The 17,869-nt window shown below is 68.6% G+C and carries 15 protein-coding genes; 11 read left to right on the forward strand and 4 right to left on the reverse strand.

Annotation, left to right across the window (positions count from 1 at the left end):
• Window positions 1-11: 11 nt before the first annotated feature.
• Window positions 12-1,283 carry a hypothetical protein gene (locus JEQ17_RS46825; protein ID WP_200401035.1) on the reverse strand — a complete coding sequence of 424 codons (1,272 nt, stop codon included), beginning with the start codon at window positions 1,281-1,283 and terminating at the stop codon, window positions 12-14.
• 247 nt (window positions 1,284-1,530) lie between these two features.
• Here JEQ17_RS46825 and rox point away from each other — a divergent pair, with 247 nt between their 5' ends.
• Together rox and JEQ17_RS46835 are read left to right on the forward strand one after the other, a co-directional pair.
• Window positions 1,531-2,958, forward strand: coding sequence for a rifampin monooxygenase (gene rox / locus JEQ17_RS46830; RefSeq protein WP_200401036.1), 1,428 nt, complete (start codon window positions 1,531-1,533; stop codon window positions 2,956-2,958).
• A gap of 218 nt (window positions 2,959-3,176) precedes the next feature.
• Window positions 3,177-4,685, forward strand: coding sequence for a WD40 repeat domain-containing protein (locus tag JEQ17_RS46835; RefSeq protein ID WP_200401037.1), 1,509 nt, complete (start codon window positions 3,177-3,179; stop codon window positions 4,683-4,685).
• Between the two features lie 72 nt (window positions 4,686-4,757).
• Here the strand turns inward: JEQ17_RS46835 and JEQ17_RS46840 are convergent, their stop codons facing one another.
• Entirely contained in the window at window positions 4,758-5,480 is a 723-nt protein-coding gene (locus JEQ17_RS46840) for a VOC family protein (RefSeq protein ID WP_200401038.1), read from the reverse strand.
• A gap of 265 nt (window positions 5,481-5,745) precedes the next feature.
• Here JEQ17_RS46840 and JEQ17_RS46845 point away from each other — a divergent pair, with 265 nt between their 5' ends.
• Window positions 5,746-6,435 carry a haloacid dehalogenase type II gene (locus tag JEQ17_RS46845; RefSeq protein ID WP_200401039.1) on the forward strand — a complete coding sequence of 230 codons (690 nt, stop codon included), beginning with the start codon at window positions 5,746-5,748 and terminating at the stop codon, window positions 6,433-6,435.
• Between the two features lie 263 nt (window positions 6,436-6,698).
• Window positions 6,699-7,676, forward strand: a complete 978-nt coding sequence (locus tag JEQ17_RS46850; protein WP_200401040.1) for an alpha/beta hydrolase family protein — start codon at window positions 6,699-6,701, stop codon at window positions 7,674-7,676.
• 49 nt (window positions 7,677-7,725) lie between these two features.
• On the opposite strand, the gene JEQ17_RS46855 is transcribed toward JEQ17_RS46850, so the two are convergent.
• A complete protein-coding gene (locus JEQ17_RS46855; RefSeq protein WP_234048640.1) occupies window positions 7,726-8,874 on the reverse strand; it encodes a LacI family DNA-binding transcriptional regulator in 1,149 nt (382 codons plus the stop codon).
• Between the two features lie 71 nt (window positions 8,875-8,945).
• On the reverse strand, window positions 8,946-9,761 hold the full coding sequence (locus JEQ17_RS46860; protein WP_200401041.1) for a sugar phosphate isomerase/epimerase family protein: 816 nt from the start codon (window positions 9,759-9,761) through the stop codon (window positions 8,946-8,948).
• Between the two features lie 279 nt (window positions 9,762-10,040).
• Between JEQ17_RS46860 and JEQ17_RS46865 the strand changes: the two genes are divergently transcribed.
• The 7 genes from JEQ17_RS46865 to JEQ17_RS46895 are packed head-to-tail and all read left to right on the forward strand — an operon-like array spanning window position 10,041 to window position 17,821.
• Window positions 10,041-11,504, forward strand: a complete 1,464-nt coding sequence (locus tag JEQ17_RS46865) for an ABC transporter substrate-binding protein (RefSeq protein ID WP_200401042.1) — start codon at window positions 10,041-10,043, stop codon at window positions 11,502-11,504.
• Between the two features lie 49 nt (window positions 11,505-11,553).
• A complete protein-coding gene (locus tag JEQ17_RS46870) occupies window positions 11,554-12,579 on the forward strand; it encodes a carbohydrate ABC transporter permease (protein ID WP_200401043.1) in 1,026 nt (341 codons plus the stop codon).
• Complete coding sequence (locus tag JEQ17_RS46875; RefSeq protein WP_200401044.1) at window positions 12,579-13,454, forward strand: carbohydrate ABC transporter permease; 876 nt, start codon at window positions 12,579-12,581, stop codon at window positions 13,452-13,454. The genes JEQ17_RS46870 and JEQ17_RS46875 overlap by 1 nt, the downstream gene beginning before the upstream one ends.
• A 5-nt stretch (window positions 13,455-13,459) precedes the next feature.
• The gene (locus tag JEQ17_RS46880; protein ID WP_200401045.1) at window positions 13,460-14,692 is read left to right on the forward strand and encodes an alpha-amylase family protein; all 1,233 of its coding nucleotides are present in this window, start codon (window positions 13,460-13,462) and stop codon (window positions 14,690-14,692) included.
• A complete protein-coding gene (locus JEQ17_RS46885; protein ID WP_200401046.1) occupies window positions 14,689-15,687 on the forward strand; it encodes a hydroxyacid dehydrogenase in 999 nt (332 codons plus the stop codon). Before JEQ17_RS46880 ends, JEQ17_RS46885 begins: the two co-directional genes overlap by 4 nt.
• Entirely contained in the window at window positions 15,684-16,661 is a 978-nt protein-coding gene (locus tag JEQ17_RS46890; RefSeq protein WP_200401047.1) for a D-2-hydroxyacid dehydrogenase, read from the forward strand. Before JEQ17_RS46885 ends, JEQ17_RS46890 begins: the two co-directional genes overlap by 4 nt.
• Window positions 16,652-17,821: a mandelate racemase/muconate lactonizing enzyme family protein gene (locus JEQ17_RS46895; RefSeq protein ID WP_200401048.1), complete on the forward strand. Its 1,170-nt coding sequence runs from the start codon at window positions 16,652-16,654 to the stop codon at window positions 17,819-17,821. Before JEQ17_RS46890 ends, JEQ17_RS46895 begins: the two co-directional genes overlap by 10 nt.
• Window positions 17,822-17,869 lie beyond the last annotated feature (48 nt).

Consider the following 17,869-nt stretch of genomic DNA (forward strand, 5'->3'; position numbering starts at 1 on the left):
GGCGTCACGCCTCAGTCGGGGAGCGAGGACAGAGGTACGGCGAACACTGTCCGTAGGTTCTCCCATTCGGTCAGGGACCAGACCTGGCCCGTGCTCTGCCAGTAGGTCAGGGACTCCGGGTGCTCGGCCCAGCACTGGTAGGTGCCTCCGCAGGTGGCCACGCTGCGGGTCGTGGTCTGTCCCCAGAGGTGTCCGTGTACGCCGGACGAGGCCGAGGCGTGTGCGACGTACCAGATGTTGTTGTGGGCGAGGACTCCCTGCATGTTCCCCACGCCGCTCCGGTAGCCCTGGACGGCCGGGACGAAGGAGCCGGAGGCGGTACTGCTGTTGAGCAGGTAGTCGGTGCCGAAGTTGTAGCGCAGCATGCGGCCCTTGGTCCCGTTGTTGAGGTATTCGGTGGTGACCAGGCTGTTGGGCACGCTGCTGCGGTCGAGCGAGAGCGAACCGACGCAGGGCACGGCCGTGTTCACGTTGCCCGTGCAGGCCCCCGCGTCGTACGAGTACGAGCCGATGGCCGGCATGACGTACTGGTAGCCCCAGGCGGAGTAGCCGCCGTCGACCTTGCCGATCGCGTAGCTGTTCACCGAGGCCTGCAGGATGTGCTGCATGCTGAAGACGTAGATCGCGTTGGTGTGGCCCTGCTGGCCGGATACGAACAGCTTGTCCCCGTACCAGGCCATGCCTCCCGCATGCGCGGCGACCCGGGCGAAGTTCTCGCCGCCGCTGGTCGGGGTTACCAGAAGCACCCAGCGGTACTTGGGGGCCGCGGGGTTGTTGTAGTCGATGAAGGCGACGCGGACGGTGTTGTAGCGGGCGTCGCCGGTTCCGGTGCCGACATAGCTCCACCCCGCCAGGATCAGCCTGTTGGTGCCCCAGGCGCCGTCGTCGTCGGCGTCGCCCGAGCTGGTGATCGACTGGGGGTGCCAGTCCGGGGTCGTCGCGTCGCCGGTGTCCCAGCAGAAGCTGGTGCTCGCGGTGGGAGCGGTCGGCAGGGTGCCCCGCTCGGCTGCGTTGCAGGAGCGCGCCGGGTGGTTTGCGCTCTCCAACACCTCGGTGACGCCCACGTTGTTGAGCTTCGAATCGAGGTTCGCGGTCGTCTCCGGGGTGACCGCGTTCCAACGGAGGCCGTAGCCCGCCCGCTCACTCGCACCGATCGTCTCCAGCGGATCGGTGTAGGCGGTGGCGGCGGCTCCCGCACTGGTGATCGCGCCCGGGGCCAGCGTGGCGGCGACCAGAGTGAGCAGGGCGACCAACGCGAGTCGAATGCTTCTTCGGGAATTCATGGTGGGGCATTGCCCCACGGAGTTGAAACCCATTCCCGGGGCTCCGCCAGGACATGGCAAAGGCGAGGAGAACGCCCTCTCCTCGCCACTATCAACCTATAGCGCACCGGGGGCCTTGCGGCAAGACCCGGGGCGTGCAGCAGAATCTCCGGTCGAAGCCGGAACGGCGGAAATCAGTGAGTCACGAACTGTGTATGCCTTTGTTGGCATACGGGCCCATGAGGCCTTGTTGGATGAGGGGGATTCGATGATTGACGTGATCGTGGTCGGCGGCGGACCGACCGGCTTGATGCTGGCAGGCGAGTTGCGGCTGCACGGCGTGCACGCGGTCGTGCTGGAGAAGGAGACTGAGCCGACCAAGGTCGTCCGCGCGCTCGGACTGCACGCGCGCAGCGTCGAGGTGATGGACCAGCGCGGTCTGCTGGAGAGGTTCCTCGCGCTCGGGAAGCAGTACCCGGTCGGTGGCTTCTTCGCCGGCATCACCAAGCCGTCGCCGGACCGGCTGGACACCGCACATCCGTACGTTCTCGGCATTCCGCAGCCCGTCACCGACCGCCTGCTGACGGAACGCGCCTCCGAACTCGGCGTCGATGTCCGGCGCGGCTGCGAACTGGTCGGGCTGAGCCAGGACGACCAGGGGGTCATCGCCGAGCTGGCAGACGGGACGCAGTTGCGCTCGCGCTACCTCGTCGGCTGCGACGGAGGCCGCAGCACCGTGCGCAAACTGCTAGGCGTCGGCTTCCCCGGGGAGCCCTCCAGGGCCGAGACACTGCTGGGCGAGATGGAGGTGACCGAATCGCCGGAAAGGGTGGCCGCCGTGGTGGCCGAAGTCCGCAAGACCCACCTCCGGTTCGGCGTCGGGCCCTATGGAGACGGGCCGTACCGCGTCGTCGTACCCGCCGAGGGAGTGGCCGAGGACCGTTCGGTCCCGCCGACCCTTGAGGAAGTGAAGCGGCAACTGCGTGTGTACGCCGGCACCGACTTCGGCGTGCACTCACCGCGCTGGCTCTCCCGCTTCGGGGACGGCACCCGGCAGGCCGAGCGATACAGGACCGGCCGGGTCCTGCTGGCCGGCGACGCGGCGCACATCCACCCGCCGCTGGGCGGACAGGGCCTCAACCTCGGCATCCAGGACGCGTTCAACCTCGGCTGGAAACTGGCCGCCCAGGTCAACGGCTGGGCGCCGGAAGGGCTGTTGGACAGCTATCACACCGAACGGCACCCGGTCGCAGCCGATGTGCTGGACAACACCCGCGCGCAGACCGTGCTGATGACCCCCGAGCCGGGTCCCCAGTCGGTGCGCCGGCTCATGTCGGAACTGATGAACTTCGAGGAGGTGAACCGGTATCTGATCGAAAAGGTCATCGCGATCGGGGTCCACTACGACTTCGGCGAGGGGCACGAACTGCTCGGCAGGCGGATGCGGGACGTGGAGCTGAAGCGGGGGCGCCTCTACGAGCTGATGCACGGCGGCCGCGGCCTGCTCCTCGATCAGACCGGCCGGCTGTCGGTGTCCGGGTGGGCGGACCGCGTCGACCATGTCGTCGACGTCAGCGAGGAACTGGATGTGCCCGCAGTGCTGCTCCGGCCGGACGGCCACGTCGCGTGGGCCGGTGACGATCAGCAGGATCTGCGCACCCACTTGCCCAGGTGGTTCGGCGCTGCCACCGGCTGAGCACGCGGTTGTCGCTCGACGCCCGGTGTGACCAGGGCCGTTTCTACGGCACGGATGGCGCCGCCAATACCGACACGGACCAGTCCGGGTCCTGAACCGAATGCGCCCCTGTTCCGATCTCAACTTCGCTGCGAGCATGAGGAGATGGCTGGTCGTCAGCCCAACTGCGGCGTGCGCCATGTGAGGGATGGGAGCGGGGTGTTCCGCTGGGAGGGGGGATGGTGACGACGGAGCCGGCGGCGTGTTCGTGGACTGACGAGGAGACCGTGGCGGCCAACGCCGCCGGGCGGCTGGCCCCGGCGCAACTGCCGTTGCTGACCGGGGCATCGGCCCGGATCATGAGCGCGGTGGGGCGGATCGCCGACGTACCGGGCGCCGAGCCCGAGGTGCGTGCGGCCGGAGTGCGGATCGAAGTACGTGACGACGCTGCGCCGCTTCCGCCTTCCGCGACATACCGGCTGTACTGGCTGGCACCGGCGGAGGGGGTGGAGGGGCGGAGCCTGCTGCTGTCGGCGCAGCCGCTCGACGCGCAGCACCCGGGGGAACAGGCGGATGCCGTCGCCGTCGAGGTGGGACGTGTGCCCGCCGGGGGCCGGTGGCGCCGTCGTTCACTCCTGCTGGCCGGGCTCGGAGCAGCCGCCGTTTCCGCCGCGGGCGTGACCCTGTCGCGACTGTCCTCGCGTCGTGGCTCCCGCGCCGACCCGGGCCGCACCGCCGGGCTGTTCACCCCGGGTCCCTCAGGGGCCGGCCCCGTCGACGCGTCCCTCGCTCCAGTACCCCGATTGACCGCTTACACCGAAGGCATCCGCTATGTAGCGCTGATGATCGATGCCGGTGAGGTCACCACGCTGGCCTTCAGCCCGGACGGGCGGACTCTGGCCGGTGGCATCTCGGACGGCACCATCCGGTTGTGGGCCGCGAAGGACGGACGTCCGACCGCCCTACTGACCGATGCCCGGCGGTTCAGCCCGGTCGAGGTCGCCTTCCACCCGGACGGCACCACCCTGGCCGATGCCCGGGACGCGGTACACCTGTGGAAGGTGGCTTCCAGGCGCATGACAGCCGTCCTGGCCCTCACCCGCAACGTCACCGACGACCACGCATGGTGCGTTGCGTTCAGCCCGGACGGAGCCTTCCTGGCCAGTGGCCACAGCTTCGACTACCTACGGCTGTGGGACGTCGCGAGCCGTTCGAACGTCGGCATACTTCACGGCCACAGCGCATTCGTGTTGGCGGTGGCGTTCAGTCCCGATGGACGGCTGTTGGCCAGCGGCAGCCACGACGCCTCCGTCCGGTTGTGGGACGTCGCGGGCCGTTCGAGTGTGGCCACCCTCACCGGCCACAGCAGCACTGTCCACTCGGTGGCGTTCAGCCCGGACGGCACCACACTGGCCAGCAGCAGCTACGACCGCACTATCCGGCTGTGGGACGTCTCGTCCGCCCGCACGATCGCCGTTCTCAACGGCCACACCAGTGCCGCGACGTCGGTGGCGTTCAGTCCCGACGGACGGATGCTGGCCAGCGGGGGCGCCGGCGCCAGCTCCGCGTTCGGCAACGACTACCCCGACGACCACACCGTTCGGCTCTGGGACGTTGCGAGGCGTACGAACGTCGCCACCCTCACGGGCCACACCGGCGCCGTGCGATCCGTGGTGTTCAGCCCGGACGGCACCACGCTCGCCAGCGGGAGCAACGACGGCACCGTCCGGCTGTGGGAGATCCGCTGACACTGTGACCGGGGGGAGTTGCCTCTCCAGGACATGCTCTACGAGCCTCGCCGAACCCGGACCCCGGCGGAGCTACCGGGGCGTCAACACGGAGAACTCGTTGCCGTCGGGATCGGCCAACTCCACCCAGCCGGCCTCGCCCTGGTCGGCGTCGATTCGTTTCGCCCCGAGGGAGAGCAGACGGTCGACCTCTGCCTGCCGATCACCCTGGACGGGCGGAGCGAGGTCGAAACGCAGCCGGTCCTTGCCTGTCTTCGGTGCGACGGGTGGCCCACCCCATGTGATCTTCGGGCCGCCGTGCGGCGAGCGAATGGCGGTCTCCTGGTCCTGGTCCCAGACCAGCGGCCATCCCAGTGCCTCGCTCCAGAAGTACCCGACCTCCTGCGAACCGTCGCAGGCCAGCGCTCCGATGAATCCGCAGTCGGCCAGGAAGCTGTTGCCCGGCCCGACGACGCAGAACTCGTTGCCTTCGGGGTCGGCGAGCACCACATGCCCCTCCTCGGGGCGCTGGCCGACGTCGATGTGCTGTCCACCAAGTGCCAGCGCCCTGTCCACCGTCTGCCGCTGGTCCTCCAGAGAGGTGCTCGTCAGATCGAAGTGCATCCGGTTCTGGGCCACCTTCGGCTCCTGGCTCGGCAGGAAACGGATGCGGAACCCGGTGTCATCACTGGGCAGAAGCGTGACGCCGTCGTCCGGATCGTCGACCATCTCCCAACCCAGGACCCCCGCCCAGAACTGCGCGAGGCGCAGTGGTCGGCTTGCTCCGAAGCAGATCGCGAACAGTTGACACGTCATATCCCCTGCACATCCCCGATCCGCTGACTGACCGCTGTCGACGGGGCGCCCTGTCGGTTCCCCCCCCAGCGGAGCCTAGAGGTGGGCCGGGGTCGCCCGCACCCGAGTATTCGCCTCGCGTCCCCGGGACCGTTTCGTCGATTCCCGCTCACGGATGCGACCAATGCATCACCTCCTTGACCGGTGACGCAAAGTCGGGCAACAATCGCTACCTGCGTGTTGTCCCGGGCCGCGTCATACCTGACCACCATGAGGAGGGGATCGCATGGCCGAGGCGTACGGCATCGAGGTCGTCGTCTTCGACATCCTCGGAACGATGGTCGACGAGCCGGGTGGACTCCGAGCGGCCATCCGCGACGCGGTGCCCGGGGCCGACGACACGTCCGTCGAGCAGCTGCTCACGGTGTGGCGAGACCATGTCGAGCGCGAGCAGCAACGCATCGCCGAGGAAGGCCGGGCGTACACCAACACCGAGGTCATCGACCGCGAGGCAGCTCAACGCGTGGCCGACCGCGCCGGCCTCACCGACGCGGGCGCCATCGCGCGACTGGCTACCGCAAGCCAGCGCCTCAAACCCTGGGACGACTCCGTCACCGGACTCACGCGCCTTGCCCGGCGATTTCCCGTACTGGGACTCTCCAACGCGAGTCGCGCGACTCTCCTCAGCCTCAACGCGTACGCCCAACTGGGCTGGCACCAGGCCTTGTCCGCCGAAGATGCCCAGGCCTACAAGCCCGCGCCGGAGGTCTACCGCCTCGCACTCGACGCGGCAGGTTGTCCATCAGAACGTGTGCTGATGGTCGCCGCTCACGCCTGGGACCTTCGCGGAGCTCAGGCGGTGGGAATGCGAATCGCCTACGTTCACCGACCGGTCGGGGACCCGCCGGCGAGCACCGACACGTTCAACTGGCGGTCGGACACCCTGGACGAGTTGGTCACCGAACTGACGGCGTAACCCTGCTTGAGCAGTTGCTCGGGGGCGTGCGCGATCACCGCCGACGCCAGGATGGGCTGCAGAGCGTTGGCGAGCCGAAGGGGCTCACAGGCAGCCCCGCGCCCTCCTCCTGGTGGCCGTTGACAAAGCGGAACACGGTTCCGTACCGTAAACGGAACAACGCTCCGCTTCGGCCTGGCCGAAGCCGGATGCTCCTGCCCGCCTCACCTGCCGTCGGCCCGAACGAGACCGGCAGCTGAGGCTGTTGAAGGGAATTTCGCATCATGAGTGCATCTGCCTCTGTATCCGCATCGGCTCGGACGGCCGACACCGTCAGCTCGCCCGCTCCCGTCCTCTCGGTCAGTCCGGTGGTCCTGCCGGCCCCGGGTCGAGCGGTGGACCTTCAGATACGAGTCTCCGCGCCGGTGACAGGGAGCGACCTGCCGATCATCCTCCTCTCGCACGGCCAGGGCTACTCGAACCACCTTTCCTCGCTGAACGGCTACGCCCCACTCGCCAACTACTGGGCGGCACACGGCTTCGTCGTGATCCAGCCCACCCATCTGAGCTCCAGGACACTGAGCCTGGATCCGAGCACCCCCGGGGCACCTCTGCACTGGCGGTCACGGGCCGAGGACATGACGCGCATCCTCGACCAGCTCGACGTGATCGAGGCAGCCGTCCCGCAGCTCCTCGGGCGGCTGGACCACAGCAAGGTCGCCGTGGCCGGGCACTCGATGGGCGGGCACACCGCGAGCCTGCTGCTCGGCGCCCGGCTCACCGATCCGGACGACGGAACGGAAGTGAACCTGGCCGAGCCCCGGATCAGGGCGGGCGTCCTGCTTGCCGCGCCCGGCAGGGGCGGTGACGCTCTCACCGAGTCCGTGGCCGAGAGTCTTTCCTTCTTCCTGACCACGGACTTCTCGAAGATGACGACGCCCACGCTCGTGGTCGCCGGTGACAAGGACACCTCCGCCCACCTGACGGTCGCGGGTGCGGACTGGCATGCCGACCCGTACGTCCTCTCCCCGGGCCCCAAGTCCCTGCTCACCCTGTTCGACGCGGAGCACGGTCTCGGCGGGGTGTCCGGATACGACGTAGCCGAGACCACGGACGAGAACATCGAGCGGGTGGCAGCGGTTCAGCGCCTCACCTGCGCCTATCTCCGCTCTGAGCTCTTCCCCGGCGATTCCGCGTGGCAGGAGGCGCGCGACGCGCTGACGGCCGACGCCAATCCGCTCGGACGAGTCGAATCCAAGTAGGCCGACCGCTGTGCCGTCGCAGGCACAACGGGCCCCGCCCCGCATGGCCTCAGTGCGCAGACACAGCCGGAGGGCCGCTGGTGTGCCGTACCCGCAGCTCCATCGGAATGACTCTGGGTTCGGTGTCACCGTTGGCGACCATCAGCGCTTCCAGTGTCTGGGCGGCCTGCCGGCCCAGTTCGTCCCGGGCCAACGAGGCCGTGGTGAGTCGTCGTGAACTGGGCAGGTCGTCGAGGGAGATGTCGTCGCACCCGATGACCGACATGTCCTCGGGCACCCGCAGGCCCGACTCCTCCAGCGCGGTCACCGCACCGAGCGCCACGAGGTCGTTGTACGCGACAACGGCGGTGACACCGGAATCTCGTACGGCATCGGCCGCGGCGTAACCGTGCCGTGCCGTATGACCACAGGGGATGACCGTGACATCGACGCCGAACGCCGCCGCCGCGTCGAAGGCACGGATGCGTTCGGCATTGGCCCAGGATGCCTCGGGGCCGCTCAGATAGGCCACGCGGCGATGCCCGAGCTGGGTGAGATGGCCGCAGACCAGGGTCATCCCTCCGTAGAAGTCGACGGAGACCGAGGGGAGACTCAGCCCGGGGACGATCCGGTTGACCAGTACAACAGGGTGGCCACGCATGGACAGGTCGACGAGCTCGGCGCGGTTCATGCGTGGCGAGCACAGCAGCACACCGTCACAGCAGCGCATCAGGTCCTCGGCGAGCTCGTGCTCACTCGCCGCGTCCTCGTCCGACTCCATCACCATCACCCGCCGCCCGTGCGAACGGGCCACGGCGGAGACGGACTTGAGGACATCGGGGAAGTACGGGTTGGACAGGTCGGGCACGAGGACACCGATGGCGCCCGCCTCACCGCGGGCCAGGCCCTGGGCCGCGGCGTTGGGGCGGTAGCCGAGTTCGGCGACCGCGTCCTGCACCCGGCGAGCCAGTTCGGGGTCGACCCGGGCCGTGCCGTTGAGAACACGGGAGACGGTGGAGGTGGAAACCCCTGCCGCCGTGCCGACATCGGTGATCGTCACCCGCCGCTGACGTGCACCCTTCTTCGCGACAGAAGCGCTCGCCACGGCGGAGGCGCTCGCCACGGCGGAGGCACCCGCCGCGCCCGTTGGTTCGGACTTCCCGGGCATGCCGTCCTTCGACGGATCCGGCTCCGCGGAGGTTCTCGGATTTTCCGTCATGTCCGGTACTTTCGACGTTGCCAAGCCCAGCTCCCCGTGTCCCTCGATCCGTGGCCACAGTAGTTCGTCGTTCAGTGTGCGGGCGATGTGGCCGTCGGCCCGGACTGCATTCCGCGCAGGAACCCGAGGTCCCGGCGGACCGCCGCGAGCGGGTCGTCGGCCGGATAGTGGACGTGCAGGGACAACGGACCGGTGTAACCGAGCTCTTCGAGACCGGGCAGGATCGTGGCCCAGGGGACGACACCGCCGTCGGCGAGCGGCTGCCACCTGCAGGTCCATGACCCACGCGCCGCACCTGGTTCCCACACCGCGTTCTTCACACCCACACAGCCGACACGGTCCAGGCCGCCGAGAACATCGACGGTGAGCCGCCAGTCCTCGCTTCCCTCCTTGGCCTGGTTCCCCGGGTCGGGATGGACGAGGACGTCGTCGCGGCCGTCCAGGAGTCGTGACGCGTGCGCGGCCGAGGGATGCAGTGTGCCGTGGTGCAGCGCGAGCACGAGCCGGACGCCGTGGCGGGCGGCGAGTTCGGCGAGGCTCGCGAGGTCGCGGCGGGCCCGGTCCAGGCAGGCGGCGTAGTCGGCTCCGGCGTCGTAGCGGTAGAACCCCACGCGCATGAGGGGCACGCCTGCCTCGGCACAGTGCCCGACGACCCGCTCGGACTCGCTGTCCGCCGAGGTCAGGTCCGTACTGACGAGGCCGGTCTCAAGTCCGTTGCCGTGCAAGGCGCGTGACGTCTCGGCAATGCGCCAGGACGTGCTGGGTGTGACGGTCTGCCCGTCCCTGACCAGCAGGTCGGCGCCGTCCGCGCCCGCCTCCGCCAGCTGATCGGCAAGCTCCGAGGGCGACAGATCACCGAACGGTTTCGTGAGGACGAGGACACGCACAACGAACTCCATTCCGGTCGCTCGCGAGCCCGCGCAGGCCGTGACCGACACCGTGAAAATCTGTGAAAGCGCTCCCTCAGCTTAACCAACACTCGCGCCGACGATCGATTGTTCGCACAACACTGCAGTTCAGACGCCTAGTTGGTGGTATCTGAGTGGGACTCCGTCAAATCTTCTCTGTGAAAACGCTTGCTAGGCCAGATGCTGCGCCCTAACGTCATCCGCGCCTCAGTCCCGAGAGCCGCTCGGGTCGCCATCTCGACGGAGCAGGAGCCGACCATGGGCACAGGACACAGAGTTGGAGCATCCCGGATCGGCAGGCTGGCGCTCGCGCCCCTGCTGCTGGCACCACTTCTTGCGGGATGCGGTGGAAGCTCCGGAAGTTCGGGCACCACGCTCAAGATCTGGGACTACTCGGCGGAGCAGACGGACTTCCACAAGAAGGCCGCCGAGGAGTTCCACCGGCAGCACCCGGACATCACCGTGCAGTGGCAGTCGATCGCCCAGGACGAGTACAAGCGGACACTCCCGCTGGCCTTCCAGAGTGGTCAGGGCCCGGACATCTTCTACTGGAGCGACAACGGGCCCCTGGCCATGTCCCAACTGCTCAACCAGAAGTGGATCCAGCCCCTCAACGAGGGCTCCGCGCTGCCCGCGAGCTTCACCAAGCGCTGGCCCGAAGGCTCGTTCATCGACGGGGTCAACCAACTCGACGGGAAGACATACGCGTTCCCCTTCTCCGAGAGCACCTACTGGGGCCCCGGCTACATGTTCCTCAACAAGAAAGTCTTCGGCGACGCCGGTCTCGACACCGCGAAGCCGCCGAAGACCTGGTCCGAACTGAAGAGCGCCTGCGCGCAGATCAAGGCGAGGACGAAGGCGTACTGCATCGCCTCGCCCAGCAAGGACGTCGACTTCCAGCGCATCTTCTACGCTCTCGCCGCGGGCGAATACACCTTCAACGACGGGTTCTTCGACTACAGGAAGGGCACGTTCTCGCTGGCCGAACCGCAGGCCCAGAAGGTGTTCGCCTTCATCCAGGAGCTCAAGAAGGACGGGTACCTGGCACCCGGCACCAACGACAAGAGCTTCTCCCGGCAGCAGTTCGCCACGGGACAGGCCGGCATCATCATGGACGGCACCTGGACTCCCTCGGTGTTCAAGTCCCTCGGCCTGGAATCCTCGAAGTACTCCATCGCCGCGCACCCCGTCCCCGACTCGGGCGCCAAGGGCGCCCTGTGGAGCCAGCCCGACGGCAACAAGTACTGGGTGAGCGCGAATACGAAGCAGTCGAAGGCCGCCTGGACCTTCATGAACTGGCTGACCCGGCCCGACGGTTACTTCGCCGAGCAGTACCTCGAAGGCGGCTTCGGGACACTGGCGTTCGCTGACAACGACCGCTACATCAAGGATCCCGCGATGCGACAGATCATGGGGATAGCCGGCAAGCCCGGCTACCGCGTCGACCTGCCGCTCCCGGTCACCAAGTGCCCGGACCTGGTGAAGTCCCAGGCCTACGTCAAGGCCATCGGCGAGCGTCCCAACTGGGAGTACGAGGCGATGTCCGGCGCCCTGAGCGGCGACAAGTCGCTGAAGCCGGAGGCCGAACGGGTCGTCGAGCATCGTCAGAAGACCCTGACGGCCGAACTCAAGAAGGAAGCGGCCCAGGGGCTGAAGGTCTCCCTCGACTGCTTCACCTTCCCCGACTGGTCGTACACCTCCGACTACCGGCCGGCCAAGTAGCCGCCTACGCCCCGGAAGCCGGATGTCAGCCAGCCGCAAAGGACCTCACATGGCTCTCGCCCCCGCCAGCCCGCATCCACCCGACACCGCCACGGCCACGGCCACCCGACCCGGCAAGGTTGCGCGCCGGCCCAAGCCTTCTTCGGAGCCACCGGAGGGAAACCGTGAGCGCGCCAAGGGGCGCGACCGGCTGTGGGTGGCCGCCTTTCTCGTGCCGTTCCTCGTCCTCTACATGGGCTTCACCCTCTGGCCGCTGATCGCGACGGTCTACTACTCGTTCTTCGACTGGTCCGGCAGCGGACCGCTCGACAACTTCGTCGGTGGCGACAACTACAGCCGTATCCTCGGCGATCCGCTCTTCTGGCAGGCCGTCGTCAACACCCTGTTGTTCGCCGTCGGTACGACCCTGATCAAGCTGCCGCTGTCCCTCCTCGCCGCGCTGGTGATGACGAGGAAGTGGCTGCGGGCGAAGAGGGCGCTGCGCACCGTCTTCTTCGCACCGCTGATCATCCCGGTGGCGATGGCAGGACTGGTCTTCACCTACCTGCTCAACCCGTCCAACGGCGCCCTCAACTCCGCACTGCACGGACTCGGCCTGACCGACGGCACGACCGATGTCTTCGCCAACCGCTGGACCGCGCTGCTGGCCCTGGTCCTGATCTCCGTCTGGCAGGTCTTCGGCCAGTACATGATCTATTGGATGGCTGCGCTGCAGAACGTCCCCGACGAACTGTACGAAGCCGCCGAGCTCGACGGCGCCAGTGAATGGCAGAAGCTCACACGGATCACGCTGCCGCTGATCCGTCCCGTGGCCGTGGTCATCGTGATGCTCGCTCTGGTCAACGCGATGCATGTGTTCGGGCTCGTCGTCACGCTCACCGGCGGAGGCCCCGGCACGAGCACCTACGTGGTCTCGTACTTCATCTACAAGCAGGCCTTCGGCTCGATGCCCTTCGCGTACGGATACGCGTCCGCGGCCGCCCTGCTGTTCTCCGTCATGGCGTTTCTCCTCGTCACCAGTCAGGGCCTCTTCGTGCGCCGCGCACAGAAGATGCGGAAGGAGTACGGAGTCTGATGTCCCGTCCCGAACTCCGCACACCGCGAGCGCCACGCCTCTCGCGGCTGTCACGGCCCGCGCGCGCCAACCTCATCGCCCTGCCCTTGTTGATCGTGGTGGGTCTCGTCTGGGTCTATCCCTTCCTCTGGATCGTCGCGGGAGCGTTCAAGACACAGACGGGCCTTTTCACCGGCGGCGCCAGCCTCATGCCCGACCAGTGGAACTTCGACAACTTCCGCCGGGCATGGGTGGACGCGGGGTTCTCCAGATACTTCTTCAACACGATTCTGTACGCGGTCGTGTCCACCGTCATCGAACTGTTCAAGTCGGCCCTGTGCGGATACATTCTGGCCCGGTACGAATTCCCGGGACGAAAGCTCCTGCACCGCATGATCATTGCCACCCTGTTCGTACCGGTGGCCTCCATCATCATCCCGCAGTTCGTCCTGGTGGAACGGCTCGGCCTGCTGAACACCCAGGCCGGGGTCATCCTGGCCATGTCCGGAGCGGCCGGCGCCCTCTACGTGCTGCTCTTCATCGGCTTCTTCTCGGGCATCCCGAGCGACCTGTTCGACGCGGCAAAGCTCGACGGCGCCGGATTCCTCCGCACATTCCGGCTGGTCCTCCCGCTGGCAAAGCCCGTCATCGCGGTGGTCGTCATCTTCCAGTTCATCACCAACTGGAACGAGTTCAACATTCCCTTGGTGTTCACGCTCGGCCAGCCGGATCTGCAGAACCTGGCCGTCGGAATGCTGTCGTTCAAGGGTGAGCACTCCGTGGACTGGACCGGATTCGCCGCCGGGATGACGCTCTCCGTCATTCCCATGCTGATTGTCTTCGTCTTCTTCCAGAGTTACTTCGTGCGCGGCCTCGCCGGCGCCACCAAGGAGTGAACCACGTGACAACCGAGCCACCCGGCTCCGTCGATCTCAGCGGCACCTTCGCCTACACCTGGGACCTGGTGGGCGACCCCGCCGCGGCCGAACGAATAGCCTCACTCGGCGTGGGCGCGGTGGTCCTGCAGGCCGCCTACCACTCGGTGCGCGCCATGACGCCGTACCACCCCGCCCACCGCACCGTGCATGCCACCCACGCCGCCGCGTACTTCCCGCTCGACCCGCACCAGTGGCGCGGCAGGCGCCTCAGACCCTCCCCACCGGGCTGGGCCGTCGACGCCCCGGACCGGTTCGGGGCCGCGGCCTCGGCCCTGCGGAGTCAAGGACTGAGGATCGAAGCCTGGCTGGTGCTCACGCACAGCACCGCGGCGGGGGAGCGCGCCCCCGATCTGACCGTACGCAACGCGTTCGACGAGCGATACGGATACGCCCTGTGCCCGGCACAGCCCGAAGTGGCCGCGTACGCACAGCAGTTGGTCCGCTCCTTCTGCGAACGCCACGACGCCGCCGAGGTGCCGGCGCTGATGCTGGAGGCCTGCGGCTGGCTGGGCTTCGAGCACGGCAGCCACCACGAGAAGACAGCGGGCGCCGACCTCAGCGGAGGCTGCCGCGATCTGCTGTCGATCTGCCTGTGCACCGCTTGCCGCAAGGGGATCGAAGCCCGCGGGGGAGACCCCGCCGACATTGCCCGGACAGCGTGCCGCACCGTCGACGCGGAGATGCGCGACGGCGTACGCGCCCCGGACACGCTCGCCGAGTCCCTCGGCGAACGGGCGGCACAAGCCCTCCTGCGCCACCGCCAGTTCGTGATCGAGGACCTGACACGACAACTGGCGGCGGTGGCACCCGGCCGGGAACTGCTCCTCATGGCGGACGGCGACCCACAGGCCACCGGCCCCGACAGCGGACTCGACCTGAGCCGCTTCGGCGGCCGGGCCACTGCCGTCGTCCTCAAGTGCTGGGACGACGAGAACCGGGCGGTGGCCCGCGTCGAGGAAGCGGTGCGGCACAGCACACGGCCGGTCATCGCCAATGTGTCGGTACTGGACGAACACCCCGCCCATCTCACCAGGCGAGTCACCCGGCTGCTGGCCGCGGGAGCACGTCAGATCCGCTACTACCACGCGGGCCTGTCCTCACCCGCGCGCCTACGGGCACTGCACATGGCCAACGCGCAGCAAGCGGTGCGAGCCACCGCGGGAGCAGTTACTCGGACAACGGAGGGAGCAGCATGACGAACGAGTCACTCACCGGGCTGTATGTGATGGATCCGGCGCGCTTCGACGACGTCTACGGGGAAGCCGAACGCACCGCCATCGAAAGCTGTTTGACCATCAAGGAGCCCCCGCGCTCGGCGGCGGACCTGTCGCCGGACCTGCTGGCGGGAGTCGATGTCCTCGTCACCGGCTGGGGCGCGCCCCGGCTCACCGCCGAGCTGCTGGACAGCGCCCCACGACTCGCCCTCGTCCTGTATGCCGCAGGATCCGTACGCCCCCTGGTGACCGAGGAGTCCTGGGCGCGCGGAGTGCGGGTCACCTCCGCGGGCACGGTGATCGCGGACAAGGTGGCGGACTTCGCGCTCGCCCAGATCCTGTACGCACTCAAGCACGGCTGGCGCTATGTCCTGACCGCACGGCGCACCCGGGCGGCGGCTGTCCGACGAAGTGAACTCGGCACCACCGGAGCGACCGTCGGCCTTGTCTCCCTCGGAGCCACCGGGCGGGCCACCGCACGGCTCCTGGCCAGACACGGCGTGCGCGTGCTGGCCCACGACCCCTATGTGCCCGTCGCCACGGCTCATGCCCTCGGCGTCGAACTCACCACACTGGAGGGCGTGTTCGCCGAGAGCGATGTCGTGAGCCTGCACGCCCCGCTGCTCGACGAGACACGAGCCATGGTCGACGCCCGGCTGCTGCGCTCCATGCGGCCCGACGCCACGCTGGTCAACACCGCGCGCGGCGGCCTCGTCGACGAGGCCGCGCTGGTGACCGTGCTCGGAGAACGCGCCGACCTGTTCGCCGTACTCGACGTCACCGACCCCGAGCCCTCGCCGCCCGGATCACCGCTGTTCGAGCTGGACAACGTGGTGGTCACCCCGCATCTGGCCGGCAGCCTCGGCCCGGAACGGCGCCTGCTGGGCCGGGCCATGGCCGAGGAACTGGCCCGGTACGTCGCCGGGAGCCCACTGCGTCACGAGGTGGCCGCCGCGTCGATGGAGCACGCCGCATGAGCGCAACCGCCTTCACTCTGGTCATGGTTCCGCCCTTGTCGGCGGAAGCCCGATCCTGGCCCGACAGACTCACGGAGGCCGTACCGGGGATCGAGGTCCTCTGCCCCAATGGGCGTCAGGACGTCGACGCCGCACTGGTCCGCGCCGACGCCGCGTACGGCACACTCACACCCGAACTCCTCGGCTCCGCAGGCCGGTTGCGCTGGCTGCAAGCACCTCAGGCCGGCCCACCTCCCGGCTTCTACCACCCCGCGCTCGTACGTCATCCGGTCGAGGTGACGAACATGCGGGACACCTACACCGACCATGTCGCCGCACACACGATGGCGTTGGTCCTGGCCCTCGCCAGGCAACTGCCCCGCTATGTACGCGAACAGGCGGCCGCCAACTGGGCACCGGACTGGTCGGACGGCGCGGTCGTCCCACTCGGCGAGGCGCGCGCGCTCATCGTCGGAACGGGTGCGATCGGCGCCGAGACCGGACGGCTGCTCGCCGCGTTCGGCACCCGAGTGGAAGGCATCGATCCCCGTGTCACCGCGGCACCGCCGGGTTTCGTCCGTGTTCTTCCGCCCGGTCATCTCGATCGCGCGCTTCCCGAGGCGGACCTGGTGATCCTGACTGTGCCCCACACCCCCGAGACGGAGGGGCTGATGGACGCCGACCGGCTGGCGTCCATGAAAGAGGGAGCCTGCCTCATCAACGTGGGCCGAGGTCCCACCGTCCGCCTCGACGACCTCGTCGCCGCCCTGGACGCGGGACGCCTGCGGGGCGCCGCCCTCGATGTCATGGAACTGGAGCCGCTGCCGCCGGACCACCCACTCTGGCGCCACCCCAAGGCACTGATCACCCCGCACGTGGCCGGAGCCGGACCGCACGCCGCGGAGCGCCGGTTCGAGGTGCTGGCGGAGAACGCACAACGGTTCGCCGACGGGCGGCCGTTGATCAACGTAGTGGACAAGTCGCTATGGTTCTGACCGCATCACCCGACACCCGCCCCGCCGTGACCGTCGAGCGCGTGGAGACGTTCACGGTCGCCCTGCCGACACTGCGGGACTTCGCGGTCGCGGGCGGCGGCGTGACCGCCCGGGGACGACCCGCCGTCCGCGTGCTCGTCAAGGTCACGGCGTCGGACGGCAGCACCGGCTGGGGCGAGGCGACGCCGATCCCCTCATGGACGTACGAGACCACCGAGTCCATCGTCTCGACCCTGACGCACTACCTGGCGCCCGCCGCGACCGGCCTGCCACTGTGGGACCTCGACGGACTGGTGCGGGCCTGCGATCGCACCATCCGGCGCGGCTGGTCCACCGGGATGCCGCTGGCCCGCGCCGCCCTGGACGTCGCCTGGCACGACGCACTCGCCCGCTCCCGCGGTGTGAGCCTGGGCGAACTGTGGGGCAGACGTCGCCACGACACCGTCGAACTCTGCTGGATCGCCACCGGAGACGACGCAGGCGCCCTCGCCGAATCGGTCGCCGAGGGTCAGGCCCACGGATATCGCCACTTCAAGATCAAGACGGGGCTCGTGCCCGGACAGGACGAGGCCGGGGAAGTCGCCCGGGTGGCGGCCGTACGTGAGGCCGCCCCGGACGCCCGCCTGATCGTCGACGCCAACCAGGCCGGCACCCAGGACTCCGCGCTCCGCCTCGCCCGCCTGCTCGCACCGCTCGACATCGCGGCGCTCGAACAACCCCTGCCCGCCAACGACATCGAAGGGCTCCGCCGGCTGCGCGACCTCAGCCCGGTCCCGATCGCCGTGGACGAGAGCCTGCGGCACCCCACCGACCTCGCCTCGTTCGTCCGCAGGGGCGCCATCGGCATAGCCGTGGCCAAGGTGCAGCGCTGCGCCGGACTCACCCTGGCGCTCCGCCAGTGCCAGCTGGCCGAGGACTGCGGTGTGGCCCTGATGGGCTCGGGGCTGACCGAGTCCGACATCGGCCTCGCCGCGTCACTGCACCTGTTCGCGGCCCACGACCTCATCGCCCCCGCCGACCTCAACGGCCGCCAGTTCCTGCGGTCTCCCTACGCCACCGGCTCCGTCATCCAGGTGCGCGCAGGGGTGGCCGAGGTGCCTTCGGGCCCCGGCCTCGGCATCGGCGTCGACGAAGGGATCGTACGAGAACTCGCCCGTTGAGCCGCGGGCACGTCCGGCCGTCCAACGTTGAGCCGCGGCACGTCCGGC

Origin of the sequence: Streptomyces liliifuscus (assembly GCF_016598615.1) — a bacterium.
GTDB lineage: Bacteria > Actinomycetota > Actinomycetes > Streptomycetales > Streptomycetaceae > Streptomyces > Streptomyces liliifuscus.

Coding starts and splice junctions, on each gene's coding strand:
- JEQ17_RS46825 (WP_200401035.1), bottom strand. CDS start 1,283: ATGAATTCCCGAAGAAGCATTCGACTCGCGTTGGTCGCCCTGCTCACT.
- JEQ17_RS46855 (WP_234048640.1), bottom strand. CDS start 8,874: ATGACGGAAAATCCGAGAACCTCCGCGGAGCCGGATCCGTCGAAGGAC.
- JEQ17_RS46895 (WP_200401048.1), top strand. CDS start 16,652: ATGGTTCTGACCGCATCACCCGACACCCGCCCCGCCGTGACCGTCGAG.
- JEQ17_RS46850 (WP_200401040.1), top strand. CDS start 6,699: ATGAGTGCATCTGCCTCTGTATCCGCATCGGCTCGGACGGCCGACACC.
- JEQ17_RS46870 (WP_200401043.1), top strand. CDS start 11,554: ATGGCTCTCGCCCCCGCCAGCCCGCATCCACCCGACACCGCCACGGCC.
- JEQ17_RS46865 (WP_200401042.1), top strand. CDS start 10,041: ATGGGCACAGGACACAGAGTTGGAGCATCCCGGATCGGCAGGCTGGCG.
- JEQ17_RS46890 (WP_200401047.1), top strand. CDS start 15,684: ATGAGCGCAACCGCCTTCACTCTGGTCATGGTTCCGCCCTTGTCGGCG.
- JEQ17_RS46885 (WP_200401046.1), top strand. CDS start 14,689: ATGACGAACGAGTCACTCACCGGGCTGTATGTGATGGATCCGGCGCGC.
- JEQ17_RS46840 (WP_200401038.1), bottom strand. CDS start 5,480: ATGACGTGTCAACTGTTCGCGATCTGCTTCGGAGCAAGCCGACCACTG.
- JEQ17_RS46875 (WP_200401044.1), top strand. CDS start 12,579: ATGTCCCGTCCCGAACTCCGCACACCGCGAGCGCCACGCCTCTCGCGG.
- rox (WP_200401036.1), top strand. CDS start 1,531: ATGATTGACGTGATCGTGGTCGGCGGCGGACCGACCGGCTTGATGCTG.
- JEQ17_RS46845 (WP_200401039.1), top strand. CDS start 5,746: ATGGCCGAGGCGTACGGCATCGAGGTCGTCGTCTTCGACATCCTCGGA.
- JEQ17_RS46835 (WP_200401037.1), top strand. CDS start 3,177: ATGGTGACGACGGAGCCGGCGGCGTGTTCGTGGACTGACGAGGAGACC.